Source organism: Sphingomonas sp. H160509, from assembly GCF_024124765.2.
Taxonomy (GTDB): Bacteria; Pseudomonadota; Alphaproteobacteria; order Sphingomonadales; family Sphingomonadaceae; genus Sphingomonas.
The window spans coordinates 112266-137743 of sequence record NZ_JAMXSR020000001.1 but is presented as its reverse complement, the minus strand read 5'-3'; the positions used below and the strand labels follow the sequence as shown (position 1 = coordinate 137743).

The window sequence follows — 25478 nt, the reverse complement described above, 5'->3', positions numbered from 1 at the left end:
CCGGTCACGCGCCTCAATCGCGCCGTTCCGTTTTGTGCGGATATGAGCCAATGGTTCTGACGCGAAGTCGTCCTATCTATCGTGGATGGATATCCTGTCTCCAGCGGATCGCTCAGAGCGAATGCGGCGCGTGCGTAGTAAGGATACGAAACCGGAGCTTGTGGTCCGCCGGCTCGTTCACGGCATGGGTCTACGTTATCGGCTTCACCGGAAAGATTTGCCCGGCACGCCGGACATCGTATTCGGTCCTCGGAGGAGGGTAATCCTCGTGCATGGGTGCTTTTGGCATGGACACGATGATGCAAATTGCCGGAAAGGGGCGCTTCCAAAAACCCGAATCGAGTTCTGGCGGAATAAGATTGATCAGAACCGTCTTCGCGACGAGCGGACGAGTTTGGCGCTTGATAGGGCAGGGTGGGGCCAGCTTGTGGTGTGGGAGTGCGAATGCCGCGACCGTGAAATCTTAAGTGCCCGTCTCAGAGCATTTTTGATCCCGTAAAGGAAAGTGGCCTACCCGCTGTTGCCAAGGTTTTCCAAGGTTGATATGCACGGGGAATGAAGGCTCTTACAGGACGAGATTGGCTTAAAGTCGGGGACGCCGCTGAATTACTCGGGGTCTCGGAAAAGACTCTGCGGAACTGGGACAAGGCAGGCAAGCTCCGACCGGCAAGGCACCCGATAAATGGGTACCGAATCTACCGGGCGGCCGATCTGCATGCCGTAAAGCGCGACCTCCAAGCACCGACGGTGTTTCAGCATTCGTTCGACTTGAACGGACCTCCTTCAGCTAAGGTGGCCCCTGAACCGCCGTCTCGAACTGAGGGTCCAGACGTTGCCGCCATGCATTGGCGCGCAGAGGTCGCGCTTGATCCAAAGCACCGACCGCAACTTTGGGACAAGCCCTCGTCCACGGTTCGACGCGATTGGCGGAAGCTTCCGCAGGAAGCGCACGTCCTTGATCAAAACTGCGCCCGCTATCGCCGGTTCACGCCGCAGGAAGTGGCTTGCCTCCAAGGCTTTGAACCAGCTGTCGTTGAGGGTTTATCATTCTCAAATCGTCAACTGATAGGCGCCCTGGGTAACGCCGTACCGCCTCCTTTAGCAGAGGCCGTAATGGCGGCCGTCGTTGAGGCAAGGGAGTGGAAGAACCGTACGGCCGTAGAAATCTGTGCCGGGATCGGCGGCCTCACGCGCGGCGTTACCAAGGCGGGCTTCGAGCACCTTCTCTGCCTTGATATTGACCCTATCTGCGTGCCATTTTTAGAACGCTTACCGGAACTTTCGAACGCCGAGATTTCAGCGCAAGATTTGCGGTACACCGACTTCACCCGGTTCAAAAACCGGGTAGGAATCCTATCCGGCGGTCCGCCTTGCCAGCCATGGTCATCGGGCGGCTTAAGGCGTGGCTCCGAGGACGACCGGGACATTCTCGGAGAGATGCCGACGCTCATATCCGAGGTGCGCCCTGAAGCTTTCGTTTTCGAGAACGTGGCGGGCCTGACGACCGGTCAGAATAAACGCTACTTCGATCGTCTGATGAATGCCCTCAAAGATGCTGACGGAAGTGGAAGCTACGGCGTCCTTGCTGCAAAGTTTAATGCAGCAGACTTCGGCGTTCCCCAAGTTCGAGAGAGGGTATTCATCGTCGGGCTCCGTGGTCAGCCTGCGGCCGCGGTACATGGCTGTTTTGAAAAGGTCTGGGAACGGCGAACACATAGAAATCCAACAATCTCGGACGCTCATCGTCCCGCTTGGAAAACGGTGGGAGAAATGCTTTCCCAGCGTGACGATCCGGGCGGCTGGCGCGCTTGGTTCGGGCAAAATGTTGGGGAGCAATTTGATTGGGGTACCTCTGAATGACCGAACTTTCCATGGACGATGCTGATCGCGTTGAGCTCGTCTGGCCCGGGAAGTCACTGAACGTCCGAGTATCGCAAACCAGCGATGGTAAATGGTCGACCGGGCAGCTCACTCACAAGGGTGAGCTGCGTGGGTTTTCAGTTTCTGAGCGCATAGGTACGAACTCGTCAGATGACGTTTCGTTAGTGATCACCGGTGATCGCCATGACGCGATGCGCGCTTTGCGACGCGCTGTGGGGCCGGCCTTCAAGCTCATCTATCTTGACCTTCCGCGGCTCAATGTGGACGATGCTGAAACCGCTTTCCAAAGCTCCTCGACAAAACGGCTGACAACGTGGCTTGCTGTCGTACGTGCCTTCTTACTTGAGGCCCGCGCACTGCTAGCCCGTCAAGGGGTAGTAGCAGTCCACTGCGGCGAGCAGGAGGCACATTACGCCCGCATGATCCTAGACGAGCTCTTCAGGGACAAGCGCGTCGGCACGATCATTTGGCAAAAAACCTACTCAGCTCGCAACATGCCGGGAATGAAAGAGTTCACGGACGCTCACGACCTGATTTATCTTTATGCTCGCGACAAGGATGCACTGGGCCCTGTTGCCTTGAAGCGTGCTCCGAAAGGCTATGGGAACGCCGATTCCGATCCGAGAGGCGCATGGAAGGCTGAGCACAAGGGGGCAAAAACGCGTCGTGGAAACTCAGACTTTAATACGTTCCAGCCTCCTTATCGTTGGCGGCTTATATCGGGAGCGCTGCCCGATGGCCTCTGGCGGGTATCCCCGTTCACGGGGGTAATTTGGGGCAAACCTACCATCCCAGGTGTTTACGTCTTCACCATTGAAGTTACCGATCAAAATGGGGCAGCGGCACGGAAAAAGTTATCGATCGAAGTAACGACCTCTGGCGCACCGATAGCTGCGCCCGATATTCCTTGGATCTTTGAAGAGCTCAGCACGAAAGGCGCGTTAGCCGTCGCGACCACAGAGCTACCAAACGGCGTAGTCGGCCAGGAATACAGCGCCGTGCTTTTCGCCCGGGAGAGGCACCCCTTACAAGGGCGAGCCGATCCGGCCGGGGTCAGGACGTTATTGGGATTTTGCCAAGAACACGCTGATTGCGGCCTACAAGGCGGATGCCGTTCACTTGGGCAGTCGACAACCCACCGCAATCCCGACTCCTAAAAATACGAGCCGCGGGGCGGCATTGAGACCGAGAATCAGCAGTCAATTTGGCTTGGTCGGACAAAGGGAGAGGAGACCGGAAAGGCTGAGGTGTTAGCGGGATATACCGAGGACGCTACGAAGCACCTTAAGGCCCTTAAAGCTCTTGGCCTCATCGAGAACGAGGTCTCCACGTCCAAACCTGAACCCCTCCTCGATCGCCTTCAGCGGGTCTTTACGGCTCCCGGCGACCTCGTGTTGGAGCCGTTGGGGACCGCTGCGGATTTGGCAGCTGTGGCTTTAAAGTCGGACCGTCGTTTCGTTACTCTGCTGGGAGGGACCGACCATGATCGTAAGGTTGCAGCTTCCTGCGCGGTGCCGCGGCTCAAAGCGTGCGTCGACGGCAAGGATCAAGCCCTTGAAGAACAGCTTCCGTCTACGAAGGTTGTAGAAGGTTCGTATCTCCCATACGCCGGCGGTCGCGGATTTGTTATGGCTGAGCTGGGGCCGATCATTGCGACACTTTCCGAAGGCGATGACCTGCCTGACTTGTCGGAACAGGCAATTGCCATGAGCGACAGTGATCTTGCAGCAGCCATCCTAAGTTCCGAGGGTTATCTCGACGACGGAACACTAGCGATGTATGCGACTTCGATCGCCGGTGCTGGCCGCGCCAGGTTTCTCGGGCCGGCCGAGTTTCTGACACCGGAGTTTGCATCGAAGATCGCCAGCGAAGTGCGAGACGGGGATATAGGGCCACTAACAGTATTTTATTTCCGAAGCACCGACGACTTGGAAGAGGCCGACTTTGAAGGGCAGCTTGTTCTTCGCCGTGTCCCCTTCGATATCCTTCGCCCTGAGGCCATATGACTATTTCTCTACGTTCGCTTGCATTCCTGACCGCCTACGAAAGCGTAATTGCAAAGGCGAGCTTCCGGCGGCCTCAACACGAGTCATTCACGAAGTTCCACGAGCTGATGCTCGCGCTAGGGAACGACTTGCGAGTTATGGATGCGCAGTCCGTTTCTGACCGCCTGTACGACTTGGGGTTTAGCAACGATGTACCCGCGGACCTTATGTTTGATCTTGCGACTGGAGTGGGAAAGACCCGTCTGCTGGGTGCCATAATTGTTTATCTGGCACGGTCGAACCAGACCAAGAATGTTCTTATTCTTGCATCACGCAACGCAATTTTAGATAAGTTTAAAAGAGAGACCGACCCGCTTTCTCCGAAGTATTTGTTCTTAGACAAGTCCATTATGAGTGAGCCGAATATCTGCTTTCGGGCAGATGTAAGCAGCTTCTCGCCGGATGAAAGTCGGTTAAACGTCTTCATACTGTCTCCGCAGACGCTCATCGGCACGAAGATAGGAATGGATGGTGATTTCGGCCCATCGATACGAAGCTATCTTATGGATGCTGACGACTTAGTAGTCCTGTCTGATGAGGCTCATCACATTGCTAACCAAGAATTTGGCGCTTGGCGTGAGGCGGTCGCTCAGCTCAAGCCCAAGCTGCATCTCGGCTTTACAGCCACGGTCCCTCAAGCCGCAAAAAAGCAAGGTACTCTACTCATACGATTTGAAGACATGCCTGCGTGAGGGTAAGTATACAAAAGGCGTCAAGCTTTGGGTAGAGAAGAAGGCCGACGATATCTCAGATGATGAGTGGGATCATCAAACAATTGACTTCGCTCTCGATCGTGTGCGCGCCAAGCAAGAGGCCATTAACGAACTTCGGGAAAGGCGATCTGACTTCCCTGACGTCCACCCTGTCGTTCTTGTGGCCGCAAGGGATATCGCTCATGCCGACCGGGTCGGTAGCTGGCTTAAGTCTCACCGCGGGTTCGCAGACGATGAGGTTCTTATAGCACATTCAAAGACAGCACGGGCCAGCTCCAATGAGGGCGAGATATCGCGCCTAATTTCGGTTGATCAACCTGGTAGTACTGTAAAAGTTGTGGTTAATGTATTCCAGCTATCGGAGGGCTGGGACGTTACCAACGTGTGGGTTGTCGCGCCTTTAAGATCACTGGCGACCTTCTCCAACGCCATACAAACAATCGGCCGAGGGCTGCGCCTTCCTATCGGACGCCGTGTGGATGATGACGAGGTCGATACGCTGGACGTCCTCTGCTTTGGCAAGGAGGACTTCGGCACTATTGTCACGCAGGCGACCGAGGAGTTCGGGGCCGGCGTTGAAGGCGCTGCGACCATCGGCATCGCACATCGCGATGAGCACCATCTTCGAACAACTGAGCCCAGACTGATCGCTGTTACACGCGCCGTCACAGTGCAGGTGCCCAACGTGACAAGGGTGCCTGGCGAACCTCCTTTGGATTTCTCGGCTGAAGTAACTAGGGGAATCAGCTCCTTCGTCGAGGTGTATGACATTGGCACCGGCGAGCATGGGAGTCAGGACGGCGTTGCCGTTCGGCGTGACTTCGACCTCGTAGTGCGAGCGGCTACAAGCCTCGTCTTAGACCGCCTTAAGTACTTGAATCCCGTCAAGCATGGAGCGCCGGTTAAGAGGCTTATCGCAGGTGTCCTAACCGACTTGGGTGGAGTTTCTGGACAGCAAATCGCAACCGATCCCTTGAAGCTGGCCCTCGGGGTGGCGGAGTCAATCAACTCACGCTATCGAGCGGTTCACTCAACCTACGTAGCCTCAGGCGAAACGATGTCACTCGAATTTGGACCCGTCACGGTTCCCGTACCGGCCGAGTTCGAGGAGCTTCCCCATAAGACGGAAGTGAGTAAGCTCACATGAGCTTCGTGCGCGTTCCGATAAAGGGGTGGTCGAAGTGCGTGTATGAGGCAGCTTCTTTCGAATCCAATCCAGAATACTGCGCTGCCAAGCTTCTTGATGCCGACAGCAGTGTGATTTGGTGGCTTAGGAATGATCCAGTCAGGCTTCGCATTCCTTCACCGGCAGGTTTTCTAGAGCCGGACTTTTTATATTCGAAAACGATCAACGGCCGGCAAGTCATTGCAGTTTTAGAGGTGAAGGGCGAACACCTTTGGAACGGCCCAGGCTCCGTAGCCCGGATTAAAGCAGCTGGTGCGAAAGCTTGGGCGCGCGCAATAGCGGAAGCAAAGGTCGATCCAGAGTGGCACTTCCATGAAGTGCTTGGGCAAGACGTTGAAAGCTCTCACACACTTGCGAGCATGTTGGACAAAGCTGTCCTATCGTTCAAAGGAATGTGACGCTTCCAAACAATTTGCCTTTTAACCGGGGTGGGCCACTATAAGGGGGGCGATGATGCCAAACTACGAAAGCACAATACTTTGTTTGGCTAATTCAAGAAAGACAAGCGGCAGATGCGTTGCGGGTAGAGAAATAGTCAACGGACAAATAGGTAACTGGATTCGACCTATTAGCAGTCGGCCGAACCATGAAGTGTCGGTTGATGACCGTAGGTATCAAGATGGTAATGACTGTAGTGTCCTTGATGTGGTCACCATACCCATGCTTTCGCCTCAACCACACGCATTCCAGGTTGAGAATCAACTCATCGACGCCCAATATTATTGGCGTTTGCAGCGTCGCGCTAACTACGACGAGGCTCGGGCTGCCGTCGATAACCGGCACTTGTGGGCCAATCTTTCGTCAAGTTACAACGGAACAAATGATCGTGTGGCCGAAGACGCGGCGGATCCCGCCGACGGCTCTCTTCGTTTGATCGAGGTCAACGACTTAGAGGTTCGCGTGGCGGTTGAGGGAGCGGCGTTTGGGAACGGAAAGCGGAGAGTAAGGGGGTATTTTAACTTCAGGAATGCGCCCTTCCTGCTTTCGATCACCGACCCGCACTACGAGGCTCAGTATCTTGCTCACCCTGACGGACGGCATGCGGTGGGGCGCGCGCTCCTGTGCGTCAGTCTGGGCGAGCCGTGGCAAGGGTTTGCGTACAAGCTGATCGCCGCGATTATTCGTCCAAATGAGTGAGTACCGTTAGGTCATGACTGCCACACGAATCTGGAGCGTCGGTCACTCCACGCTTAGCTACGAGGAATTCCTGCAGCGCCTTAGAGCTGTTGGAATTACGGCGATAGCAGATGTCCGAAGTGCCCCGTATTCGCGTACGTTTCCTCACTTCAATAGGGAGCCGCTTAAGGCTGCTTTGTCCAAAGACGCTATAGCGTATGTTTTTCTTGGCAAGGAGCTTGGTGGGCGTCCTGCATCGGATGATTTTTTTACAGACGGGGTCGCCGACTACGAGAAGATGGCGCGCGATCCCGCATTTGCCAAAGGGCTAACTCGGCTCTGTGCGGGCGCAACAAAATTCAATATTGCTATGATGTGCTCAGAAAGAAACCCGCTTGATTGTCATCGATGTCTTCTAGTCAGCCGTGCTCTGGTGGACGCGGAAGCCCAGGTCTTTCACGTGCTTTCCGCGGAACGGATTGTGTCGCACGAATGGATTGAGAATGAGCTCTTAGCTATGGCAGATAAGTCTCACGCCGACATGTTTGCACCTCGTATTGAGCTTTTGAATGATGCGTACCGTGCGAGATCACGGAAGGTTGCGTACGCAAAAAATCGCGCACCAAATTTGTTGAAAAAGTAAAGGACATAGAGACATGTCAAAAACTAGCGTAACAACCATCGGTTTTACGAAGTCTAACGCTGAACGATTTTTTTGAGCGCCTACTGGTATCTAAAGTCAAAACAGTTGTAGACGTTCGCCTTCACAATACCTCACAGTTGGCAGGATTTGCAAAGTCTGAAGACTTGGCGTATTTCCTAAAAAAAGATTGGCGATATTCGATATGTTCATCAGCCACTTCTTGCGCCTACGGACGGCATGCTCAAGTCCTATAAAAAAGATAAGGGTGACTGGAAGGTCTATGAAAGTCAGTTTCTTGATCTCATGCATACTAGAAAAATAGAAGAAAAGTTTAAGCCTAAGATGTTTGAGGGAGCTTGCCTCCTGTGCTCAGAGGATACGCCTCATCATTGTCATCGGAGGCTTGTAGTGGAGTATTTAAACGAAAAGTGGGGAGACGAACTAACAGTTCGTCATCTCTGAATCGTTTGAATGCCACCTGCGCACGTGATTTCGCCGATGAGAGTGCATCTTTTCAAAGCGGTACCTATAGTTAGGACGACATATTCCTCTACGGCGTTGAGAAGGCAGTAGTCACAATAGTAGCCGCTCCATGGCGGCCCCGATCTGCTGTGCGGCTTCTGATACATGTTCGTCCCCCAAATGAGCGTAGCGTGACGTGGCACTTAGACTACGATGTCCGAGAAGGCGCCCAATCATAGACAACGTTTCATTGCTCATGGCAGCATGGCTGGCAAACGTATGGCGCAAATCATGAAGCCGAACGTCGGATAGACCAGCTCGATCGCGGATGCTTGGCCAATAATTACTCAGTTTAACCAGCGGTGCACGGCGCTCAGCGTTCCAGAACACCCAGGGGATATTCCGAGGCCGGGAAAGGGCGTCGAGCACTGCTCGTGCGTCGTCTCCCAGCCAAACCGTACGGGGTCCGGTTTTGCTATCACGCAGTTTAAGGCGATAGCCTCTTAAGTCCTGCCACTGGAGCCCCGCCACCTCACTTGCTCTACACCCTGTCAGCAAAAGCAAGGTCACTGCTGCTGCTACCGTCGACCTCAGACTTCCTTCGACGGACTGATCGTCTTCAAGAACCTCACCCAACCGCCGCAACTCCGCGCTGCTTAAAAAGCGCTCGATTTTCCGCGACTTATTCCGGCGGACAGACCGACAAGGATTCGACCCGTCGCTGCGATAGCCCCATTCCTCGCCCTTGTTCAGCATTGCATTGAGGATCGCCAGCACACGGTTAGCCGCCCCTGGCCCGGTGTTGCTGTTCAATGCTGCAAACCAGCGCGCGACATGTTCCTCGTCGATTTCGTCGATCGATATGCCGGGGAAGGACCCTTCGAGGTAAAGGCGACGATAACTGGCGTGCATTTGGCGAGAGGATTTTTTCCAACGCGGCATCGTGCGCTGCCAGTATTCGTCGAGAAAATCTCGAAACATCGGCGCGGACCGTATCCGCAGCCTGTCGTCTGCCGGATCATGCCCCACCTCGGCATGGGCCATGACCCTGCGCGCGATCGTTGCGGCCCGATGTTCAGTAACGACCGAGGTCGGCGCGATGGTGATAGTGCGGCACCTTCCGCCCATTCTCGTTTGGACGATGTACACCTCGCGCCCGCTTGCATAGCGACGTACACCTAGCCCGCGTTCGCCAAGCCAAACCGTACTACGAGCTTTGCAGGTGGGTAGCTTATAACGAACGTGCTGACCGATGTCGGCGAGTTCTTCCGCAATGATTGCTCGCAGTGGTATCCTGCTCATGGCCGTAACCCCAAAGCTTGAGCGAGCGAGCCGGAAATTCGCTGTGCGGCATCTCCGATTACCTCGTCGGCCAGATGCGCGTATTTGGCCGTGGTCTCTGGGAGGACATGGCCGAGCAGCTTGCCGATGGTTACCAACGGCACGTTGTCCATGATCGCGGTGGACGCGAAACTGTGCCGCAGGTCATGAAGCCTGAGATCAGGCATGGAGCAAGATCGACGGAAGCCGCTCCACCACGGATCTATCGTAAGCGGTTTTGTCCCGGTGCTGTTCGGGAAGACGAGCGCGCATCCTTCGCGGCGAGGAATGTCGGCCAGCACCGCCAGCGCTTGGCTGTTCAGCCAGATCGTCCGAGGCCCCGTCTTGCTGTCCGGCAGCGAGAGGTGAGGGGAGCGGACCCATTCCCAACGCAGATCCCGGATTTCGCTGATGCGGGCGCCGGTGAACAGAAGTAGCCGCACGATCGCGACCTCCGCCGGGAAGCGAACGGCTGCTGCGCGCAGCGCAGCGCCGAGGCGGTTATATTCAACCGAGGAAAGATAGCGTTCCTTTGCCGCCCGGCGATATCGCGGGAGCCCTCGACAGGGGTTCGATCCCCTTGCGACGCAGGTTAAGCGCCTCTGCATATCTGAACAGGCTACCGAGAACCGGAATAGCGCGATTGTATTGCGCCTCATGTTCGCCAGCGCAATCGTCTCGCCAGAGCCGCACATCGGCGGACCGCACTTCGCTAACTCGCATGGAGCCGAACGCGGGCGATAGCTGAACACGCCAAGCCTGAAAATTCCGTTTGGCTGTGGATGGCTTCCAGTACCGTGCAACGTCGTCCCAATACATTTCGACGAAGTGTTCTAGCGTGATAGCAGCTACGGCGGCCTTCTGCTTCGGAAGACCGTCTACGGCCGCTTCGGCAAGCAGTCGGCGAGCCTGAGTCCGCGCCAGAAGCGCGGCGACCTCATCGGGGCGACCGAGCGTTACCCGGGTATGTTTGCCGCGCCGGCGTGATCGAACCGTCCAGAAGCAGCTGCCGCTCGGCAGGACGCGAAGCCCAAAGCCTTTCAGCTCGGTATCCCAGATCGTGTATTCCGCTTGTTTCGTCGGATGCTTGCGGCGAGCGTAGTTCCCATCCAGAAACGCACTCGCATATGCATAGCTCCCGCGACTTTGGGAAGTAGCTTCAGCGCTCGAAACGTGCCCATCAGACTTATCAGAGTATATCTTGGTCCTAATATGCGGGACCAGATAGCAATCCTCCCCACCCAAACTGCAACCCGTTTTAGGTCGCGAATCTATCGAATTTACTATACTGTTTCTCATCTACGCATGCATAGCATGCAAGGGTGTGTCTCTACTGTAGTCCCGATTCCCATGTATCGATTTGATTGCCTCGGTCCTTCGTATCGATATGATGGGATTTCGGTTTTCCGTGGGGCAAAGGTTCGCCTTCAAGGCGGAACGACGGTCGAACTGGTGTTCTGCGGTGCTGTCTTGGGGTCGGTCGGTGATGATCGTCACGGGGTTTTCCTTGGTGTGCCGAGCTGGTCGTTGGTTGACGCTTTTCCCTCGCCTAATCGACGGCTATACCGGTCCCGTTCAGAGCCCGATCAGCCTGACCGAAAGGCAAGTATTATGGCGAAGTCACTGGACGCTGAAATGGCCGCGATCGAGGCCGAGGAACGCAAGCTGGCAGATCGCCGAAAGGCGCATCTGAGGAAGCTTCGGGATACGGCTATTGGGACGGTCGAGAAGGTAGGGTTGCTCAAGCTCCCGCTGGATCGACTGGAGCGGTTGATGGAGGCGGTGAAGACGCTGGGCGTGGACGAGGTCGAGAAGCGGCTCACGGCGAAAGCCTGAGACGGTTCGAGACCGAGGCCCACACTAATGGCCGCACGGGTTTGCTACCTCGTGCGGCCATTCTCTTTCGGAAGGGGAGGGGCCTCGCCGGCTTGGCGGCATCAGGCAAAAAAAGGGACGCGCCAGCCGGTAGGCTGGGCGTCCCTTGCGGTCGTTTTAGATAGACGCGGACCGATCAGATCCACGCCAGCAGGTACTCCCCTTCGATCGGTTTGAGTGCCGCCATCGTCCCCAGCGTTTCGATGCTCTCGGCCATGTCCGGATCGGAATCGAGGCGACGCCTGATGCGGGGATCCGTCAGCCTCCGGCGAAGCTCCGTCATCGGCACCATCCCGGCGACCATGCGGTCGATCCCAAGGCCGTCTAACAGCGCCAGCGCTTGGGGGTTTGCGAGAGCTATTTCTGGGGCCGCATCCGGGTTCAGAGACAGGCGTATCGTAATATCGCCAGTGGGTTCAGTCTGCGCCACCCGGACGCGTCGACCGAGGAACTGAGCCTCGTCCAAAATCGCGATGACGGAAGGGTCGTGATCGAAGCATTTTGAGACGACCGCGAGCGACAGATGGCAGACGCGGGCGTCGAACTCAAACCACGAATCGCCGGTGACGCCGTAGACCGGGAGCAACATGGCAAAACCTAACCGGAGCGATTGTTCGGTAAGCAGATCGCGTAGCGATGCGAGCTGGTCGGGAGTGATGATTGCCGCCATTGGCGCGAGGATGGCGCGGCCGTCTTCGACGCGGAACGTAATGGTCATGGTGACCTCCTTCGTTGAAACCGCAAATCCCTCCCCTTCCTCCTCTCTGGAGAGGTTTCGCGACGCCTGAGATCGAACATCACGGTCGATGCCGCGACGCGTAGTCAGCGCACGGCCAAAAGGCCGCTGCGCGCAGGCGAGCGAGCGGTGCAGGGTATGACTGTCAGACGTTGGAAAACCGCGTCAGCAGCGCCGGGGCGGGCTCGATGCCCGCACTGGCGCTTCCCCGGCCGAGGCGTAGCGAAGGGCAGGCCGAAGGGCCTGACCGATGCGAGCGAGCCGGGTCCCGCGCCAGCCTCAAACCGGACGGTCGGGCAGCTTGTTCGCGATGTTTCCAAAGCTGCGGCAGCGCATTACCGGAGGGGGAAGGCGACCGGCTGCGCGGCGTCCAGGTGCGGCCCGACCGGGCCGTGCCAAGGATGTCGCGCGGCCGGTCGCCTGGCGTGGGGGAACCGTAGGGTTCCCCCCACAGCAACGCTGACAAAAGGGGCCAGCGCGGGGATTTCGCCCGCCGCTGGCCTAGTGTTTCCTGCCAAGGAAAGGTGAGGGGCGGCGCGCTCTCGGCTGCGCCGCCCGGATAGGGTTAGCCGATTGCCTGCCGCTTGGTTGCGGTCGGTGCCGGTGCCTGTCCGTCGATACGGAAGGCGTGGGTAGGGACGCGGGCGTCCTTCAAGGTCTGCAAGAGATTCGATTGCAGGCCGGAACCTTGGCAAACGATGGCTTCGACGGGTGCGAGTTTTACAAGCTGCTCGTTGCGAACGAACCCGGCCCGGTTGCCATAGCGGCCCGTCTGCGGTGTGAAGGCAACCACGGTAACGCCACGGCTTGCGGCCCATGCTGCGGCGATCATGTCGCACCCTTTACGCTGCGCTGTGGTGCAAAGCGTCATGTGCGGGATACGGGCTTTAATCTGGTCGAGGCGGTCCCAAAGCTGTTTGAAGTCGTGCCACTCCTGACCGCCCGAAAAGACGACAAGCGGGCCGGTGGGATTACGCTTTTCGCGGTGGTCCTGCGCGCGGGCCTTCAAGAAATCGAGGGCGGCAATCTGGCTTGCGGTGCCTCCGCTGGAAACCTTCGATCCGCGCGCGGGGGACCACGGGTGGCCGGACTGTGCACGATAGCAATCGGCTGCATAGTCGCGCATGCATTCGATGGCGGCGCGCTGCTCGGTCTTGGTCTGCGCGCGAAGTTGCAATTCCTCCATTTCGACCGCGTAAATCTCGGACGGATCATAACGGCGCGTCATCTCGCCAAGGTCGCGGCAAAGCGTGTCTTCCTCGCGTTCCAGCTTCTGCGCTTCGTAGTGAAACGAATTGACGAACCCCCATGCAATTGCCTGTGCGCTCGCCTCTAGGCGGGTATCGCGGAACAGGTCGAAAAGCGTTGCCATGATCGACGCGCAATCGTGCTGCGCCTCGATCGGCTCGGGCATGTCGAGTTCGGCGCGGTCTGCGCCAAGCTCGACAATGGAAAGCGCGCCAACGTCGCCGAACGCTTCCTGAAAATTGGTCGTCGCCGCTGCGTCGGCGCATGCTCTCGGCAATCTCTGCCGTGCGGGGGTCGGCCGCGTCGTCGGACGCGCTGCCGGTCGCGGGGGTGGCGTTGGTGTCGTTCATGGCTTCGCCCAAGTCGGCAAAGCTGGTAAGGCGCGGGGAGGTCGTTTTCTTCGTCATTGGTCTGACTCCGTTGGCAGGGTAGGCGGCTAGGGTCGGGGAGCGTTAGAGCGCTCTCCCCGCCCGTCTTGGTGGTCTTAGAACGCGGGGATTTCGTCGTTCAGCGGCTCGGAAAGCTGGCCGTTGTCGGTGGCGTTGCCGGTGCCGAAACCGTCATCCGATGCCTTGCGGCGGTTCTGGCGGGTGCCGTCCAGATTTTCGCGGCGCGTGGTCGGGCGGTTCCAGACGACGCGGAAACCCTCTTCGTTATTGCCGAAAAGCATGATCTGGAGGGGTTCGCTGATGCTGGGGTCGTCCAGCTTGCCCTGATAGAAAACTTCGCCGCTGCTGTTGCTGGTCATTTCCCAAAGCGCGCCGATCTGCACCCAACGCTTCGCGACGTTCAAAACCATGATTTCGAACGCGGGGGCCTTGTCGTTCGTGCTCTCGACGGGACGGAGGCCAAGGCGAGCGAGGTCGATGGTTGCCGTTGCGACCGAACCGATAAGCTGACCGCCGACCGACTTGAAAGAACCGATGTTCATAGTATTCGCTCCATGTTTCGGGGGCCTATCCCCCTGTTTGCCGGTGCGTGGGGCCTTTCCCCTCCGGCATCTTCTTTTACCCCCTCCACTCTATTTGACCAACCTGATTGATTACTTGACGCCCAATCATCGTACACGGTGAGTCCGAGCATAAAAAAAGCCCCCGACTAGGGGGCGTAAATAACAAATCAAAGACGCATTGATCGCGGTAGCGAGCAATTCTGTTTCTACCGTGCTGATGGGCAAGGCCCGGCCTTTGTTTTCATCGCACCCGGAGCCGTCCTCGCAGGGGCTCAAGAGGCGGGCACGGCTGGCGGGGTCAACACGAATGACGGAGGCTCCGCCGCTTTAGCGGTGGAAACCGTAGGGCCTTTAGGCCCGGTATTCTTGTTGAGGCGTCTTCAGATCAAACAAAAGCATTGTCCGCTTGCGGACAATTCTCCTTTGACGCCGACCCCGTCGGACGGGTCTGGCACGCAGAGACACTGAGAGACGGCGAAGGGTGCGATGAGAACACAGGCCCACAAAGCACACATCATGCGCCTAGCGCATGATTCCACAGCCGAAGGCTGCCTGCGGTGGTCGCTGTCCTGGGCGTGACGTCAGGGTGGATCCGCACCCCGCCCCATGCCGTCCGCGGACCTGGCGCGCGAGCCCTCTCAGCGCGTTCCGGGAGCCCGACAAGTGATTGTACCCGAAGGGCGGAGACCCGCTCTTCGCGGGGCTCCGGGAGGCTCTTGCCGACTATTGAACGGTCCCGCCCTCTTGGGCGGGATGTCCCAACCCCTGCCTGTTCTTGCTTGAAATCTTCGAAGATTCCGTCCGGCTACCCCTCGTCTAGATCGCTCCCGATCATGCCACCGGAGCGCTTTCGTTTTCACACCAATCTCTGCACGATGCGACCGAACAGATAGTCCATCGACGGCGGAAGGCTTCGTTAAACGACGGTCATAAAGCACGCTCGAGGCAACGCGAACGCTAGGCAGGCACCGCATTTCCGTAGGGGAAAAGCTTGGCTTGAGCCCATCAATCAAGTCTTTAGAGTGGCCTATCGAAAAGGGCGAACGTCACAGCGACGCTGGCCGAAAACACGAAAGCAGATGCCTCGCGATGTATGATCGTCCGGCAGGGGAGGGTTACAAAAATGAATCCGGAAGCGATGCTCGGCACATTGGAAGGGCATCATCGAGACATCATGGCTGGCCTTCGCGAAATCAGACGGCATTGCGGCGAGGAAAACCCGAACAGTCGTGAGCTGGCGAACGCCCGTGAACAGTTGACGGCGTCCAGCCTGTCGCGGTCTAGGTACGTCAGCGAGGTGATCGTTCCAACTCTGCTAAAAGATGCCGACGATGGCTTTAGGACGGAGCTGTCCGAGTTACTCTTTGCGACCGCAACCAAGCGGATGTTTTCGCGCGCGCATATTGCCCAATGGACGTCGACGTCGATCGAGGCGGACTGGTCAGGTTATTGCGCCGCGGCGCGGGATATTTGGCCAATGATGGAAGAGCAGATCGCGCGTGAGACGAGGGTGTTGGCTGCACGGCTCAAGCATCGATAGCGACATCAAGCTGGGTTGGATCCCTTCAGACCAAGGCGGTGCCAAAGATATCGTAAGGCGCACCGGGTGGCGTTTGGCAGACAAAAAAAGGGCCAGAGTAAGCTGGCCCGGATAGTTTTTAGGAGAGGATGCCTGAAAGGCGTCGCCATGCTGCATCTGCGAAGATCGCATTGCAACCGCGAACATGCTTGAACCGCATAAACTTTGGTCGTTAACCGGCGAAAGCCGACAACCGCATCACGCGCGATCGCACGGCTATCCGGGGGAACATTGAGCGACACGCGCATCGGCACGGTTGAGCGGGCATTCCAGTTGGCGAGGGAAGGCGCCTGTCGCTCGGTTTCGGACATTCGAGAACGCCTTACTGCCGAGGGTTATGAGGGCGTGTTTAGCCACCTGAACGGCATGAGCATCAGGCGTCAGTTGACTGCCGCGCTCGTAGCGCGTGGCGTGACGACGCCGGTCGAGAGCGACGACGTCTGAACCACGCCGTCCTACGCGGCTCAGGCCGCATTCTTGAACGTTACTGAGGGTAGGTCCACGGATCCAAAAGCGTAACCTCTGTACCTGCGAAGTCGACGACATTTCGGGTGACGATCGTCAGGTCGTGTACGAGGCCAGTCGCTGCGATCCAGGCGTCGCGTTCGCTCTTGGTGTCCGGAACGTGTAGCCGCGCACAGCGCAGCGCGATCGTTGTGTCGACGGGGAGTATGCGCCCGGCAAAGGCGGGCATGACCTTGTCGTGTAGCCAAAGCCGCAACACGCCGGCTTGCCGCGCATCGCGCCGTTCGAGCAGTGCGATCCCTAGCTCGATCTCCATGATCGTGATGACCGAAAGGTACATGTCCGCCTGATCGACGCTACCGGCCCACGCTTCGACGGCTGGGCTTATCTTCCCGCTGCGCCGCTTGCGCAGCTCCGACAGGGCATTTGTATCGAGCAAGTACATCAATCGAAGACCGCCGGACGTGGGAACGATGCTGCCCGGCTGAAATCGACCTCGATGTCTCCGATCTCGTCCATGTCGAGGGCGTCGAGGATGTTGCCGGGAGGCGCTTTCAGCCGCTCGTACTCGGCAAAGGGCATGACCGCCATGATCGGTCGGCCGCGTTCGGTGATGATGACTGCGCCCTCAATCGCGGCCCGCTTGATGCGACCTGGTTCGCGATTGAAGTCGCGACTGGAAAAAGTTTGCATGGCGGCTTGACCTTATTTGTCGTGACGTACAGACATTGCCGTAGGCAGCGGAATTGTCAATGTTCGTCACGCGACCGGGTATTGCTCGATCGTAAGACGATCCCGCCAAATCCGAGGCCTCACCCGAAGGAGGATATGATGAAAGTACAGGATATGATGAGGGGGTACGACTATGACCTCCCGCTATATGACGTGCTGAACAACAGCAGCACCAACGAGAACGGCGACCCCGAAATATCGACCGATCGGCGGGTGCTGGCAGGCGCCACGATCGGGATCGGCCTCGACGTCGCCTATTTCGCGATCACGGAGATGCAGGAAGCGTTCGCCGCTCTGGCGAACGATACGAGCAACGGCATGGGCCGTGGCGAGGGGCACAAGGATCTCGAAGAGATCCTGCGCGACAAGAGCCCGTTCCAGATGCGGCTTTGGTATCTGCTGTACGACACGCCTATCGAGCAGGCGATTACAGAACTCGCCTGGTTGCAGAGCCTGACGTACCGTCGTGGTCGGATGTGCATGGTGATGCGCGAGCAGAAGCTTGCGGTAATTTACGCCACGAACGCCCAGCTGTGCGAGAGCCTGACGGCCGCGCAGATCATGGCCAAAGTGACGACCGAGGGCTGACAATAGTCGCCCGGTCAGGCGACCAGGGCGAGAAGACTCTCCGGATGATGTGGCCGGCACCGGGAGACACGGAAAGGCTGAATGGGATTGTCGGTGCGGACCACAAACTGGTCGATGCCGGTGCTCTCACGAAGCTGAATAGCCACGGCGTAGGCGTTCTCGAGTGAACTCAGTGAACCGCGTCGGGCTGAAAGTGCAATGACGGTCATGGAGATGTCCCTTCGGGGTGAAATCCTTCGGGTGATGTGCCGTATGGCGGGTGGAACGGCCGAAAGGCCCGTTCATGGAAAATTGATGAGGAACCGTATATCGGGGGTGGTGGACCGGATTCGACGCAGATGCGTTAAGCCAGTCTATCCATCGTTTCGACGGAGGATCCTTCGATCGACGGGGTCGGACCGCTGCTATCGGTTCCGGCCCTGTTTTCGTAAGCGGAAACCGTCGGCGTCAGCCGAGCCAATTCTCCACGCGAAGACCCCGAATACGGGTGAACTCGCCGACATTAGCGGTGACCAGAGTGGCACCCAGCGCATAGGCGTGAGCTGCGATCAGGAGGTCGTTGGGGCCGATCGGTTTGCCAGCGGCTTCAAGCTCGGCGCGGATCCCGCCATATTCGGCGTCGGCCGGGACATCGAGCGGAAGGATCTCGAGCCCGCTCAGAATGGCTTCGACTTGCTGGAGCAGGCGAGGGGACCCCTTACGGGCGCAACCATAGCGAAGTTCGGCCGCGGTGATGATGCTGAGACACAGATTGTCGCTCCCGATCTCGACGATCTTGTCGAACACCGCGCCTTGCGGATTTCGAACGAGATCGGAGACGATGTTGGTATCGAGCATGTAGCGTGAACCGGTCAAAGATCGACGGCCCTGAGCGGGAGCAGCGTAGCATCGAGATCCTCTGGAAACAGATCTTCAGAGGCGAGGGGGGTTAGCCCTTTCAGGATGTCGAGAAGACGGGCCTTGGGTTCGGGTTCGATGATAAGCTTGTCGCCTTCCTTGTGGATAAGCACACGGCTTCCCGAAAATTCGAACTCGGCGGGAATTCGCACTGCCTGACTGCGATTGTTGCGAAACAGCCTGGCTTCGCGCACGTCGAAATTAGCAGATGCCTGGGTCACGACGCCTCCTTTGTATATGCCATGTATATACCTTGTTGGGCAGACGTTATCAATCGCCATGAGCGATGGCGTCGTAGTTACGTCTGTGTCGTCCATCTTAGGTGGCCTCGGCGTGGGAAGCGCGTAGCTTTATGCGGTCCTGGCCTCGGTTGCTGCTTGAAACGGATCCCGGCGAAAGCCGGAACAAAGCCATGCAAAATCAATGTCAAATATCTGCTAACTTATTGATTTAACATAAGATATATTATCGATCCGAACGGTCCTCATGGCCCTGAGCCATGCCAAGGCCGTTCGTCGAGTTACCGCCGTTGTAAGCGACGCGCCTTTGATTTCGACCCGGTGAAGCCCAACTCGATCAGATTGGCAACGCGCGCATCACGCGCCGAAACGCTGGTCTCACCCAGCACTACGACCACGATACGCCGACCTCGGCGCATCGCCGATGCTGCGAGATTGTAGCCGGCGTCGGACGTGTACCCGGTCTTGATGCCGTCGACGCCCGTAACCCGGCCGAGCAGATGGTTATGATTGGCAGTGCGACGCGATCTCCACTGGATCGTACGCTTGCTGAACCGGGCATATTGCCGCGGAAAGCGCCTGACGATGGCGCGCGAGAGCTTCGCCATGTCGCTCGCCGTTGTCATGTTACCGGCGCTGGTCAGTCCAGATGCGTTTGCAAAGCGCGTATTCCGCATCCCAAGCTGGCGCGCCTTTGCCGTCATCAGTCTGGCAAATTTCGGCTCACTACCGGCAATGCGTTCGGCCAGGGCAACGGCCAGGTCGTTCGACGAGATCGCTGCGATAGCATCCAGCGCCTTGCCGACTGTGATCCTTCCACCTGCGGCTATACCCAAATGCGTCGCTGGCTGGCGCGCCGCCCGGCGGGATATCGGCAAAGGGTCACTTGGCCGTAAGTGGCCGTCGGCAAGAGCTTCGAATGCGAGATACAGCGTCATCAGCTTGGTCAGTGAAGCGGGCCGTCTCGCTGCATCCGGCGTCTCCGAAAACAGAACGGTACCGGTTGAGGCATCGACCACAATCTCAGAGACGAGTGATCGGGCATATGCCGCCTGCACAGGTAGGCCGAATGCCAAGCTGGCAACGATAAAACAGATCTGCGAACGCCGTAGAGAACTGAAAAACATGCCGAAGTTGGTATCCTCAATGAGCCTTGAGAATGCCAACTCTGACCTGACTGCTGCCTTAAGCGGCACGCTTCGAAGGGTGCCTTGGAGCGACCGCTACTCGAGGTCACTTTCTGTCACGGTTATCAGATTGGCCGTTGGCCGAAGCTCGGCAAGATCGGCGCAGATATCGAGTATCTCGTCGCTGAACCGCTCGAACAGTTCCAGGGCGTCATTGTCTGGTTCGTCGCCGCTCACTTCACGCAAAACGGCGTATTTCACGGCAAAATCGCGGTCGTCGCTGTCGATGTCGGCGGTAAACTCAACCTGCTTTTCGCGGTCGTTGTCGACCAAGCTGTCCTGATCAATCGTGAGACGGTTCGCCATGTATTACTGCTTCCTTGGTTGGCAGGCTCCCCTGCCCGAAGGCTACACAGCGCGCAAACTCAGCAAAGGCTGATCCCGCGGTACGTCGCGTCCTCAACGATGATCTTGGCAGTTCCCGGTCCGACGATCGTGTTCACCTTCCCCAGCGTCGTATCGATCGTGTCCCCTGGAAATACGATCTCGACCACATGGGAATTCGCGACTGGGAGGCCATTCGCGTCGATTACTATCGGCGCCGGTAGCAGTTGAACACGATAGGCAGGCACGTCGGAATTGGTCATGGGGCCTTCTCCAGCCTGGTGGATCAGTGTCAATGCCTAGGGGCTACGGTCTAGAAGCCGTTCCAGCATGGGGCAGAATTAGTCACGTTCGCGCAAGATAACTGCGTTTGACGCCGGGAAGTTCATCATGGACTTGGCACATGCCTACCGGGCTTATAGGCATGGCTTTCTTAATCAGCGAAGCAATCTCGAAAGTCAGGTTTCATGCAGGTCATCGTCCGCGACAACAACGTCGACCAGGCTCTTCGCGTTTTGAAAAAGAAGCTGCAACGCGAAGGCGTGTACCGTGAGATGAAGCTGCGCCGCCATTTTGAGAAACCGTCTGAGAAGCGAGCTCGCGAACACGCAGCGGCCGTTAGCCGGGCGCGCAAGGCCGATCGCAAGCGCGCCGAAAAGGATCAGTAAGACCGGGGCCTGGTTAGACCGTCACCGTGTGAGTGCGTGCTGTTTGCTCAGGCGGCGAACGACGGAGACGAGCTTCGCCATCGTGGGTTCGCGGATCGGCTCGGTGAGCCGCATGTCCCGGCTTCGTCCGTTGATCGTCAGGCTAAGTGGACGGTCTGCAATTCTTTACATCCCGGCCAACCGTTTCGCCGTTTTAAAGCATCAACCCTACTGGATCCCAACTTCGGGAGGCAGCGTCGTAACCGCGTTGCCACGCAGCGCGCAGACGACTACCGCGCCGTCCGCTGAGATTATCATTGCCCATGACGAAGCAGCGCCAGCCTGCTTTCTCGGCTTCCCAGTTCTCATCGACCGGTCCGGGCGTCAGCAATGACATTAGGTCCAGGCGGCGATCTTTCGGTGCTGCCGTGACCATGTCAGAGGTCCTCTCGGACCATGATCGTCAGCACACGCCGGGTGATGCTGGCATCGGCGGGATCTTCCGGGCCGTACTGAAACGCAGCGTCGTAATAGTCGATCTTGAAGTAGACCGTCGTCCCCTCGAACTCGAAGTTGCCCCGGTCCCGTTCGGCCGCATCCGCATCGGCGAATACATGGTGGCGGATGGCGGCGTAGAGTCTCGCTTGAACGACGATCTCCATGGCGCCGTCACCAGAAGCGAAGGTGCCAAGGCAGCTCCTCGTCACCATGATCCGAGCGGTACGGTCGAGGCCATGGCGACAACGGTCATTCAGACGGCCGATGGACGCCAGACGCGCTTCGGCGCTCGCCAGCGATCCGTTGAGCAGCCGGCCAAACTTGGCGGTGGCTTCGTGCGCGGCGCTGGTGGCGATCGTGGCAGGGAGCATGGTGGTGTCCTCAGGCTCGGCGGGGCCATTCCCCGCATCTTCCTGTCACCTCCCCCTCCCTCTTTGAGCCTCGGACCTACTTGGTCTGCCTGGGTAAACACCGATCGCGGCCTCTCTACCCGTTGCGCGGACGTTCCACCGCTCAGGCGTAGCGACACTCGTCGGATGCGAAGACCGACCAGAGGTGAGCCTCCGCATCGATCAGGTGGTCGAAGCTCCGGCTGGTGTTCCCGACGTCGACGATCCAGTCGGTCCCATGTGCTCGGACGAAGCCGGCCGAGTAGACCCGGCCTGCGCTATCCGATGGTGGGATTGTCGCCAGATCGTGACCCGCCGCGGCCAGGCTTGGCACATCGCGCCCCGTTACACGCCAGGTGTCGAACCGGGCCGCCTCGTCTGAGGCCGTCAGGTAATAGCGGGTGGCGACTTCCCAGGCGGCGTTGACGTGAGCGAGGTCGGTGCCGAGCGCATCGGCATCGCCATTCCCGACGATCGCGGGCGGGCGTGTAGCTTGCCACGCCGCCAACATGACCATGTTGGCGTCGAGGAAGTCGTGCGACGCACAGACACCAGCTGCGATCGTCTGGTTTCGTAGGCGCATCTGGCGCCACTCATCCGGATCGAGCTGTTCTGCGAGACCGTGTGCGAATGCGCAGGCGAGTGTCTCGATCGCAATATGCCCAAGGGCTTCGGCATAGTCGTCGCCCGCATAGGCGACCGTCAGTTCGCCGACTGCGTCACGCCGGCTAAAAGTGAACCTCGCGCTCTCCGGGAATTCGCGCATCGCCGCCTGTTCGTAGTCGATCCAGATCTGTGCGGCCTCGCCCATAGGACCGAAGCAGGGTCCGAAGCTCGGTGCCGTTTCGTGCCGCCAGCTCATCTCGGACCATTCCGGCGGTATCGGCACCATCCTATCGATCGCATAGTCGGGAAAGAACGACGGCCACGTCGGGATCACCTCATGGATGGTGAACCCGTGGGACAGGCAAACCAGACCGTCGGTAATGCCTAGCCGTCGGTATCCCTCGATCGTCTCGGCATCGCCATCCGCGCCGTCGATCAGCTCGGCCAGCACGTAGGGCCATGCCGAGACCGGCACCCTGACGTTGAGGAAGCCGTTCCAGTTCGTGTCATCGGTGAAGCCGGGGAACGTGGCTCCCTCCCCGAACGACCACGCGATCGGGCGCAGATGATTGTCCTGTCGCGTTGTGTCCACGGCCTCGGGGCGGACGTCGAACTGGGCAAGCGCGCGGGCAAACGCCGTCCGGTGCTGAAAGCAGCCGAGCGCCGACAGGACGTCGACATAGGCAGAGCGTGCCTCGTCGGTCTGGAACTCGTGTTCGGTTGCATCGCGGGCGGAGAGATATTCCCGCGCAAGCGTCACCGGGTCGGTCCGGATCGTATCGGCGAAAGTTGCTATGTAGCGAGTGCGCATGGGGGAAGGATCCTGTCCGGCCTATTCCGGTCTCCCTCCTCTCACCCCTCTCCTCTCCTGCGCCGCCTTGGCTGATTAGCAGGGCGTCTCGCTCTTCAGCACCGCGGCGCGTGCGCGTTCTTCCTCGGCGGTGTCCATCACCAGCACCAGTATCGACGGTCAGTAAATCATCTCGGCGTCTCGAAGCCGGCCATCTGCCGTGCAGAAATATTCCCGCTTTCCCATGTACGACGGCCTGTTTTGAGAAAACTCAATCGGGAACAGATTTCGAGAAAGTAGCTCCCCTGGGCGCATCAAGAGAACGATTCTGCCCGGCTTTCTCGCTGCGCCTTCCTTTTCGAGAACGCCGATCCCTTCGACCGTCCTTCCTTAACGCGCACGGGTCCACGTTTGCGCTCGATAAGCGCAGGCATTCCCGGAGACGGCGACTGCGATGGGGGGGCAGCAGTCCAAGGGTTGACGTAACCTGTTACTGGCATCACCTTTGATTGATGTACGCTCCCGCGACATACAGGCGGTTCCGCCACCACGCCGGACAACTCGCCGCACGCCTGTAACCCGGGCTTTGGACGGCGTTGCCGCCTGAGTTCGGGCCTTGTTCGATCTGATCCTTATGGTCGCGCTGTGTGCGCCTCCGGTATCGAATGGCGGAAAGCTACAATGCAACAACACACCATCCCGGCGGATAATCGTCCGGCCATCCATCTTACCGCTGGCGAGTGCGACGCGCTCTCGGAACTGGCGATGAGTGCCGAACACAGGCACCCGCATTCCTCGGCGATGCTCCTGGCCGAGCTTTGTCGCGCCAAACTGTGCGAGCCAGGCGAACTGCCGGAGCAGACGGTGGCGATGAACTCGCGGATCGACTTCATCGATGAAGGCACTGGCGCGCGCCGCACCGTTAAACTCGTCTATCCTCGCGATGCGGATATAGCTGCGGGACGCGTTTCGATACTGACTCCGATTGGTGCCGGCCTGATCGGCATGACTGCCGGGTGTTCGATCCGGTGGCCGGATCGCGACGGCCGTGACCGGCTGTTGCGCATCGTCAGCGTGACGCCGCCCGGAGAGGGTTGAGACCATGATCGAGGAACTGGCCCGTCACCGCTGCACCGGGGATGACGGCACGCCTTTGTTCGTGGTTGAGCACCGTCATCTCTTCACTTCGCAAGGGGAAGCAGGAGCGCGACAGCATCGCGGCTCGGCCTGGACGACGCTGCTCAACGGCGAGCCTGTGCGCTACATCGACAACCGGACCTTTGAAGTGATCGCGACTGGCGAGCTGCTTGCCCACGATCTGCAGCGTTGCGACTGCGCGCCCGCTGTCAGGATCGCGACCCGGAATGGTGGCGATGAAAACATGGCGGGGCAGGCATAGCCATGTCCGTCTGGATTACCCGATCAGCCCCCGACAACCTGCGCACGGCGCGCGAACTGCGCGCGTTGGGACAGATGCCACTCATGGTTCCGATCCTGACGACGGTGCCACGCTACCAGCCACCAATCACATCGCCGCCAGACGGGATCGTATTTACCAGCGTCCATGCGGTGCGCCATTTCGCGCGCCATGATCAACTTGCGTCGGTTCCGGTTTTCGCCGCCTCCGGCCCGGTCGCAAAGGCAGCCTCCTTGGCTGGCTACGTAAACGTCACCAGCACGGGCGGTGACGACGCGATGCTGTCTGACCTCATGGGCCATGTGCTTCCACGCGAGGCGCGCGTCCTGCTTCTGTGCGGCGACAGCACCTCCCCGATAGCTGCCGACCGTCTGCTAGCCCAAGGCTGCCGCGTCGCGCGTCAGGCCATCTACAAGTCCGTTTCGATTCAGGATCATGCGCTGACGCCTGTGACAGAAGCGTTGGATCGGGTCAGCGCGATCATCCTGCATTCCCGCAGCGGCGCGGAGCGCATCGTCCCGCTGCTGCGCCGTGCTGAGTGGCGCGGTTCGCTGTGGTGCATATCGGAGCAGGCAGCGCACGCGTGCAGCGACTTACCCCATGTCACCGTGCATACGGCCGCCCGGCCGTCCGAAGGATCGCTCCTCGACATGATCGCCCAGGCGTCGCCAGCGAAACAGAAACGACAGTCACCGGTGCGCGAGCTCAATGCTGCGATCCTGATGTCCGCGCTTCAATCCCATCGGTCATCTCAACGCCTGACGGCGCGGAACGACAATGCTCCCGATATCTGGCGACCGGATGATGATGACCCTGATCCTACCGCAGCCTGAGCCGTCTTTTCCACTTCGCAAACCAATCCGCCCCCTGTGGTCCGCGTCCCCGACGCCTTCACGAAAGCTTCGCCATGTTCCGTTCCTGGATAACCATCGCCATGACATCG

Annotated in this window: 35 protein-coding genes and 1 pseudogene; 20 read left to right on the top strand and 16 right to left on the bottom strand. The window is 58.6% G+C overall.

Going from position 1 to position 25478, the window contains the following annotated elements; translation table 11 throughout:
• Positions 1 to 85 precede the first annotated feature (85 nt).
• The 12 genes and pseudogenes from NHF48_RS00765 to NHF48_RS00715 all read left to right on the top strand — a co-directional run bounded on the left by NHF48_RS00765 (position 86) and on the right by NHF48_RS00715 (position 8046).
• A complete protein-coding gene (locus NHF48_RS00765; RefSeq protein ID WP_253069943.1) occupies positions 86 to 499 on the top strand; it encodes a very short patch repair endonuclease in 414 nt (137 codons plus the stop codon).
• Positions 500 to 555: 56 nt separating this feature from the next.
• Positions 556 to 1113: pseudogene (locus NHF48_RS25640) on the top strand (MerR family DNA-binding transcriptional regulator); the annotation flags it as partial.
• On the top strand, positions 1114 to 1860 hold the full coding sequence (locus tag NHF48_RS00760; protein ID WP_253069942.1) for a DNA cytosine methyltransferase: 747 nt from the start codon (positions 1114 to 1116) through the stop codon (positions 1858 to 1860).
• Positions 1857 to 3038, top strand: a complete 1182-nt coding sequence (locus NHF48_RS00755) for a DNA methyltransferase (RefSeq protein WP_253069941.1) — start codon at positions 1857 to 1859, stop codon at positions 3036 to 3038. The genes NHF48_RS00760 and NHF48_RS00755 overlap by 4 nt, the downstream gene beginning before the upstream one ends.
• 90 nt (positions 3039 to 3128) lie before the next feature.
• Positions 3129 to 3887: a hypothetical protein gene (locus NHF48_RS00750; protein WP_253069940.1), complete on the top strand. Its 759-nt coding sequence runs from the start codon at positions 3129 to 3131 to the stop codon at positions 3885 to 3887.
• Complete coding sequence (locus NHF48_RS00745; protein WP_253069939.1) at positions 3884 to 4618, top strand: DEAD/DEAH box helicase family protein; 735 nt, start codon at positions 3884 to 3886, stop codon at positions 4616 to 4618. Before NHF48_RS00750 ends, NHF48_RS00745 begins: the two co-directional genes overlap by 4 nt.
• Complete coding sequence (locus NHF48_RS00740; protein WP_253069938.1) at positions 4599 to 5786, top strand: hypothetical protein; 1188 nt, start codon at positions 4599 to 4601, stop codon at positions 5784 to 5786. Before NHF48_RS00745 ends, NHF48_RS00740 begins: the two co-directional genes overlap by 20 nt.
• Positions 5783 to 6223, top strand: coding sequence for a hypothetical protein (locus tag NHF48_RS00735; protein ID WP_253069937.1), 441 nt, complete (start codon positions 5783 to 5785; stop codon positions 6221 to 6223). Before NHF48_RS00740 ends, NHF48_RS00735 begins: the two co-directional genes overlap by 4 nt.
• Positions 6224 to 6275: 52 nt before the next feature.
• Positions 6276 to 6962 (top strand): dual OB domain-containing protein, encoded by a 687-nt coding sequence (locus tag NHF48_RS00730; RefSeq protein ID WP_446741094.1) that lies wholly within the window; start codon positions 6276 to 6278, stop codon positions 6960 to 6962.
• A gap of 13 nt (positions 6963 to 6975) precedes the next feature.
• On the top strand, positions 6976 to 7584 hold the full coding sequence (locus NHF48_RS00725; RefSeq protein ID WP_253069935.1) for a DUF488 domain-containing protein: 609 nt from the start codon (positions 6976 to 6978) through the stop codon (positions 7582 to 7584).
• 59 nt (positions 7585 to 7643) lie between these two features.
• On the top strand, positions 7644 to 7838 hold the full coding sequence (locus tag NHF48_RS00720) for a DUF488 family protein (RefSeq protein ID WP_342454539.1): 195 nt from the start codon (positions 7644 to 7646) through the stop codon (positions 7836 to 7838).
• On the top strand, positions 7771 to 8046 hold the full coding sequence (locus tag NHF48_RS00715; protein WP_446741100.1) for a DUF488 family protein, N3 subclade: 276 nt from the start codon (positions 7771 to 7773) through the stop codon (positions 8044 to 8046). Before NHF48_RS00720 ends, NHF48_RS00715 begins: the two co-directional genes overlap by 68 nt.
• A gap of 111 nt (positions 8047 to 8157) precedes the next feature.
• On the opposite strand, the gene NHF48_RS00710 is transcribed toward NHF48_RS00715, so the two are convergent.
• From NHF48_RS00710 to NHF48_RS00700, 3 genes are all read right to left on the bottom strand, one after another.
• Positions 8158 to 9090: a tyrosine-type recombinase/integrase gene (locus NHF48_RS00710; RefSeq protein WP_253069934.1), complete on the bottom strand. Its 933-nt coding sequence runs from the start codon at positions 9088 to 9090 to the stop codon at positions 8158 to 8160.
• A 254-nt stretch (positions 9091 to 9344) separates the two neighbouring features.
• Positions 9345 to 9974, bottom strand: a complete 630-nt coding sequence (locus NHF48_RS00705) for a tyrosine-type recombinase/integrase (protein ID WP_253069933.1) — start codon at positions 9972 to 9974, stop codon at positions 9345 to 9347.
• The gene (locus NHF48_RS00700; protein ID WP_253069932.1) at positions 9874 to 10665 is read right to left on the bottom strand and encodes an integrase arm-type DNA-binding domain-containing protein; all 792 of its coding nucleotides are present in this window, start codon (positions 10663 to 10665) and stop codon (positions 9874 to 9876) included. Before NHF48_RS00700 ends, NHF48_RS00705 begins: the two co-directional genes overlap by 101 nt.
• Positions 10666 to 10977: 312 nt before the next feature.
• Here NHF48_RS00700 and NHF48_RS00695 point away from each other — a divergent pair, with 312 nt between their 5' ends.
• Positions 10978 to 11202: a hypothetical protein gene (locus tag NHF48_RS00695; RefSeq protein ID WP_093400787.1), complete on the top strand. Its 225-nt coding sequence runs from the start codon at positions 10978 to 10980 to the stop codon at positions 11200 to 11202.
• Positions 11203 to 11377: 175 nt separating this feature from the next.
• On the opposite strand, the gene NHF48_RS00690 is transcribed toward NHF48_RS00695, so the two are convergent.
• The 3 genes from NHF48_RS00690 to NHF48_RS00680 all read right to left on the bottom strand — a co-directional run bounded on the left by NHF48_RS00690 (position 11378) and on the right by NHF48_RS00680 (position 14156).
• Complete coding sequence (locus tag NHF48_RS00690) at positions 11378 to 11959, bottom strand: hypothetical protein (protein ID WP_253069931.1); 582 nt, start codon at positions 11957 to 11959, stop codon at positions 11378 to 11380.
• Between the two features lie 583 nt (positions 11960 to 12542).
• Positions 12543 to 13391: a DUF2493 domain-containing protein gene (locus tag NHF48_RS00685; protein ID WP_253069930.1), complete on the bottom strand. Its 849-nt coding sequence runs from the start codon at positions 13389 to 13391 to the stop codon at positions 12543 to 12545.
• A 318-nt stretch (positions 13392 to 13709) separates the two neighbouring features.
• Positions 13710 to 14156 carry a DUF736 domain-containing protein gene (locus NHF48_RS00680; RefSeq protein ID WP_253069929.1) on the bottom strand — a complete coding sequence of 149 codons (447 nt, stop codon included), beginning with the start codon at positions 14154 to 14156 and terminating at the stop codon, positions 13710 to 13712.
• A gap of 1114 nt (positions 14157 to 15270) precedes the next feature.
• Between NHF48_RS00680 and NHF48_RS00675 the strand changes: the two genes are divergently transcribed.
• Together NHF48_RS00675 and NHF48_RS00670 are read left to right on the top strand one after the other, a co-directional pair.
• Positions 15271 to 15717: a hypothetical protein gene (locus tag NHF48_RS00675; protein WP_263816567.1), complete on the top strand. Its 447-nt coding sequence runs from the start codon at positions 15271 to 15273 to the stop codon at positions 15715 to 15717.
• 270 nt (positions 15718 to 15987) lie between these two features.
• Complete coding sequence (locus tag NHF48_RS00670; RefSeq protein ID WP_093400793.1) at positions 15988 to 16200, top strand: hypothetical protein; 213 nt, start codon at positions 15988 to 15990, stop codon at positions 16198 to 16200.
• Positions 16201 to 16240: 40 nt separating this feature from the next.
• On the opposite strand, the gene NHF48_RS00665 is transcribed toward NHF48_RS00670, so the two are convergent.
• The gene (locus tag NHF48_RS00665; RefSeq protein ID WP_253069927.1) at positions 16241 to 16666 is read right to left on the bottom strand and encodes a type II toxin-antitoxin system VapC family toxin; all 426 of its coding nucleotides are present in this window, start codon (positions 16664 to 16666) and stop codon (positions 16241 to 16243) included.
• On the bottom strand, positions 16666 to 16914 hold the full coding sequence (locus tag NHF48_RS00660; RefSeq protein WP_253069926.1) for a type II toxin-antitoxin system Phd/YefM family antitoxin: 249 nt from the start codon (positions 16912 to 16914) through the stop codon (positions 16666 to 16668). Before NHF48_RS00660 ends, NHF48_RS00665 begins: the two co-directional genes overlap by 1 nt.
• A gap of 138 nt (positions 16915 to 17052) precedes the next feature.
• Here NHF48_RS00660 and NHF48_RS00655 point away from each other — a divergent pair, with 138 nt between their 5' ends.
• A complete protein-coding gene (locus NHF48_RS00655; protein ID WP_253069925.1) occupies positions 17053 to 17541 on the top strand; it encodes a hypothetical protein in 489 nt (162 codons plus the stop codon).
• A gap of 14 nt (positions 17542 to 17555) precedes the next feature.
• Here the strand turns inward: NHF48_RS00655 and NHF48_RS00650 are convergent, their stop codons facing one another.
• From NHF48_RS00650 to NHF48_RS00625, 6 genes are all read right to left on the bottom strand, one after another.
• On the bottom strand, positions 17556 to 17750 hold the full coding sequence (locus NHF48_RS00650) for a hypothetical protein (protein ID WP_253069924.1): 195 nt from the start codon (positions 17748 to 17750) through the stop codon (positions 17556 to 17558).
• Positions 17751 to 17988: 238 nt separating this feature from the next.
• Positions 17989 to 18378, bottom strand: coding sequence for a type II toxin-antitoxin system VapC family toxin (locus NHF48_RS00645; protein WP_253069923.1), 390 nt, complete (start codon positions 18376 to 18378; stop codon positions 17989 to 17991).
• A 14-nt stretch (positions 18379 to 18392) separates the two neighbouring features.
• Positions 18393 to 18659, bottom strand: coding sequence for an antitoxin (locus tag NHF48_RS00640; protein WP_253069922.1), 267 nt, complete (start codon positions 18657 to 18659; stop codon positions 18393 to 18395).
• A 299-nt stretch (positions 18660 to 18958) separates the two neighbouring features.
• On the bottom strand, positions 18959 to 19873 hold the full coding sequence (locus tag NHF48_RS00635; RefSeq protein ID WP_263816566.1) for a D-alanyl-D-alanine carboxypeptidase family protein: 915 nt from the start codon (positions 19871 to 19873) through the stop codon (positions 18959 to 18961).
• 27 nt (positions 19874 to 19900) lie between these two features.
• A complete protein-coding gene (locus NHF48_RS00630; protein ID WP_056678177.1) occupies positions 19901 to 20170 on the bottom strand; it encodes a DUF1488 family protein in 270 nt (89 codons plus the stop codon).
• Positions 20171 to 20229: 59 nt separating this feature from the next.
• Positions 20230 to 20451: a hypothetical protein gene (locus NHF48_RS00625; protein WP_056678179.1), complete on the bottom strand. Its 222-nt coding sequence runs from the start codon at positions 20449 to 20451 to the stop codon at positions 20230 to 20232.
• A 204-nt stretch (positions 20452 to 20655) separates the two neighbouring features.
• On the opposite strand from NHF48_RS00625, the gene rpsU reads away from it, so the two are divergent.
• A complete protein-coding gene (rpsU, locus tag NHF48_RS00620; RefSeq protein ID WP_056483632.1) occupies positions 20656 to 20856 on the top strand; it encodes a 30S ribosomal protein S21 in 201 nt (66 codons plus the stop codon).
• A 416-nt stretch (positions 20857 to 21272) separates the two neighbouring features.
• On the opposite strand, the gene NHF48_RS00615 is transcribed toward rpsU, so the two are convergent.
• Both NHF48_RS00615 and NHF48_RS00610 read right to left on the bottom strand, forming a co-directional pair.
• Positions 21273 to 21704, bottom strand: a complete 432-nt coding sequence (locus NHF48_RS00615) for a DUF3768 domain-containing protein (protein WP_253069920.1) — start codon at positions 21702 to 21704, stop codon at positions 21273 to 21275.
• A 142-nt stretch (positions 21705 to 21846) separates the two neighbouring features.
• Positions 21847 to 23139, bottom strand: a complete 1293-nt coding sequence (locus tag NHF48_RS00610; protein WP_253069919.1) for a hypothetical protein — start codon at positions 23137 to 23139, stop codon at positions 21847 to 21849.
• A 660-nt stretch (positions 23140 to 23799) separates the two neighbouring features.
• Here NHF48_RS00610 and rnk point away from each other — a divergent pair.
• From rnk to NHF48_RS00595, 3 genes are read left to right on the top strand one after another with little or no spacing between them, the layout of a single operon-like run.
• Positions 23800 to 24216 carry a nucleoside diphosphate kinase regulator gene (gene rnk, locus NHF48_RS00605; protein ID WP_253069918.1) on the top strand — a complete coding sequence of 139 codons (417 nt, stop codon included), beginning with the start codon at positions 23800 to 23802 and terminating at the stop codon, positions 24214 to 24216.
• 4 nt (positions 24217 to 24220) lie between these two features.
• Positions 24221 to 24517, top strand: coding sequence for a hypothetical protein (locus NHF48_RS00600; protein WP_253069917.1), 297 nt, complete (start codon positions 24221 to 24223; stop codon positions 24515 to 24517).
• Positions 24518 to 24519: 2 nt separating this feature from the next.
• On the top strand, positions 24520 to 25368 hold the full coding sequence (locus NHF48_RS00595; protein ID WP_253069916.1) for a uroporphyrinogen-III synthase: 849 nt from the start codon (positions 24520 to 24522) through the stop codon (positions 25366 to 25368).
• The last annotated feature ends 110 nt before the right edge of the window (positions 25369 to 25478 follow it).

Bases quoted from the DNA above. Each gene is read 5' to 3' on its own strand.
- NHF48_RS00765 (WP_253069943.1), top strand. From the start codon at position 86: ATGGATATCCTGTCTCCAGCGGATCGCTCAGAGCGAATGCGGCGCGTG.
- NHF48_RS00760 (WP_253069942.1), top strand. From the start codon at position 1,114: ATGGCGGCCGTCGTTGAGGCAAGGGAGTGGAAGAACCGTACGGCCGTA.
- NHF48_RS00755 (WP_253069941.1), top strand. From the start codon at position 1,857: ATGACCGAACTTTCCATGGACGATGCTGATCGCGTTGAGCTCGTCTGG.
- NHF48_RS00745 (WP_253069939.1), top strand. From the start codon at position 3,884: ATGACTATTTCTCTACGTTCGCTTGCATTCCTGACCGCCTACGAAAGC.
- NHF48_RS00735 (WP_253069937.1), top strand. From the start codon at position 5,783: ATGAGCTTCGTGCGCGTTCCGATAAAGGGGTGGTCGAAGTGCGTGTAT.
- NHF48_RS00730 (WP_446741094.1), top strand. From the start codon at position 6,276: ATGATGCCAAACTACGAAAGCACAATACTTTGTTTGGCTAATTCAAGA.
- NHF48_RS00725 (WP_253069935.1), top strand. From the start codon at position 6,976: ATGACTGCCACACGAATCTGGAGCGTCGGTCACTCCACGCTTAGCTAC.
- NHF48_RS00710 (WP_253069934.1), bottom strand. From the start codon at position 9,090: ATGGCCCATGCCGAGGTGGGGCATGATCCGGCAGACGACAGGCTGCGG.
- NHF48_RS00705 (WP_253069933.1), bottom strand. From the start codon at position 9,974: ATGCAGAGGCGCTTAACCTGCGTCGCAAGGGGATCGAACCCCTGTCGA.
- NHF48_RS00700 (WP_253069932.1), bottom strand. From the start codon at position 10,665: ATGAGAAACAGTATAGTAAATTCGATAGATTCGCGACCTAAAACGGGT.
- NHF48_RS00695 (WP_093400787.1), top strand. From the start codon at position 10,978: ATGGCGAAGTCACTGGACGCTGAAATGGCCGCGATCGAGGCCGAGGAA.
- NHF48_RS00690 (WP_253069931.1), bottom strand. From the start codon at position 11,959: ATGACCATTACGTTCCGCGTCGAAGACGGCCGCGCCATCCTCGCGCCA.
- NHF48_RS00685 (WP_253069930.1), bottom strand. From the start codon at position 13,391: ATGCCCGAGCCGATCGAGGCGCAGCACGATTGCGCGTCGATCATGGCA.
- NHF48_RS00680 (WP_253069929.1), bottom strand. From the start codon at position 14,156: ATGAACATCGGTTCTTTCAAGTCGGTCGGCGGTCAGCTTATCGGTTCG.
- NHF48_RS00675 (WP_263816567.1), top strand. From the start codon at position 15,271: ATGATCGTCCGGCAGGGGAGGGTTACAAAAATGAATCCGGAAGCGATG.
- NHF48_RS00665 (WP_253069927.1), bottom strand. From the start codon at position 16,666: ATGTACTTGCTCGATACAAATGCCCTGTCGGAGCTGCGCAAGCGGCGC.
- NHF48_RS00660 (WP_253069926.1), bottom strand. From the start codon at position 16,914: ATGCAAACTTTTTCCAGTCGCGACTTCAATCGCGAACCAGGTCGCATC.
- NHF48_RS00655 (WP_253069925.1), top strand. From the start codon at position 17,053: ATGAAAGTACAGGATATGATGAGGGGGTACGACTATGACCTCCCGCTA.
- NHF48_RS00650 (WP_253069924.1), bottom strand. From the start codon at position 17,750: ATGACCGTCATTGCACTTTCAGCCCGACGCGGTTCACTGAGTTCACTC.
- NHF48_RS00645 (WP_253069923.1), bottom strand. From the start codon at position 18,378: ATGCTCGATACCAACATCGTCTCCGATCTCGTTCGAAATCCGCAAGGC.
- NHF48_RS00630 (WP_056678177.1), bottom strand. From the start codon at position 20,170: ATGGCGAACCGTCTCACGATTGATCAGGACAGCTTGGTCGACAACGAC.
- NHF48_RS00625 (WP_056678179.1), bottom strand. From the start codon at position 20,451: ATGACCAATTCCGACGTGCCTGCCTATCGTGTTCAACTGCTACCGGCG.
- rpsU (WP_056483632.1), top strand. From the start codon at position 20,656: ATGCAGGTCATCGTCCGCGACAACAACGTCGACCAGGCTCTTCGCGTT.
- NHF48_RS00615 (WP_253069920.1), bottom strand. From the start codon at position 21,704: ATGCTCCCTGCCACGATCGCCACCAGCGCCGCGCACGAAGCCACCGCC.
- NHF48_RS00610 (WP_253069919.1), bottom strand. From the start codon at position 23,139: ATGCGCACTCGCTACATAGCAACTTTCGCCGATACGATCCGGACCGAC.
- rnk (WP_253069918.1), top strand. From the start codon at position 23,800: ATGCAACAACACACCATCCCGGCGGATAATCGTCCGGCCATCCATCTT.
- NHF48_RS00600 (WP_253069917.1), top strand. From the start codon at position 24,221: ATGATCGAGGAACTGGCCCGTCACCGCTGCACCGGGGATGACGGCACG.
- NHF48_RS00595 (WP_253069916.1), top strand. From the start codon at position 24,520: ATGTCCGTCTGGATTACCCGATCAGCCCCCGACAACCTGCGCACGGCG.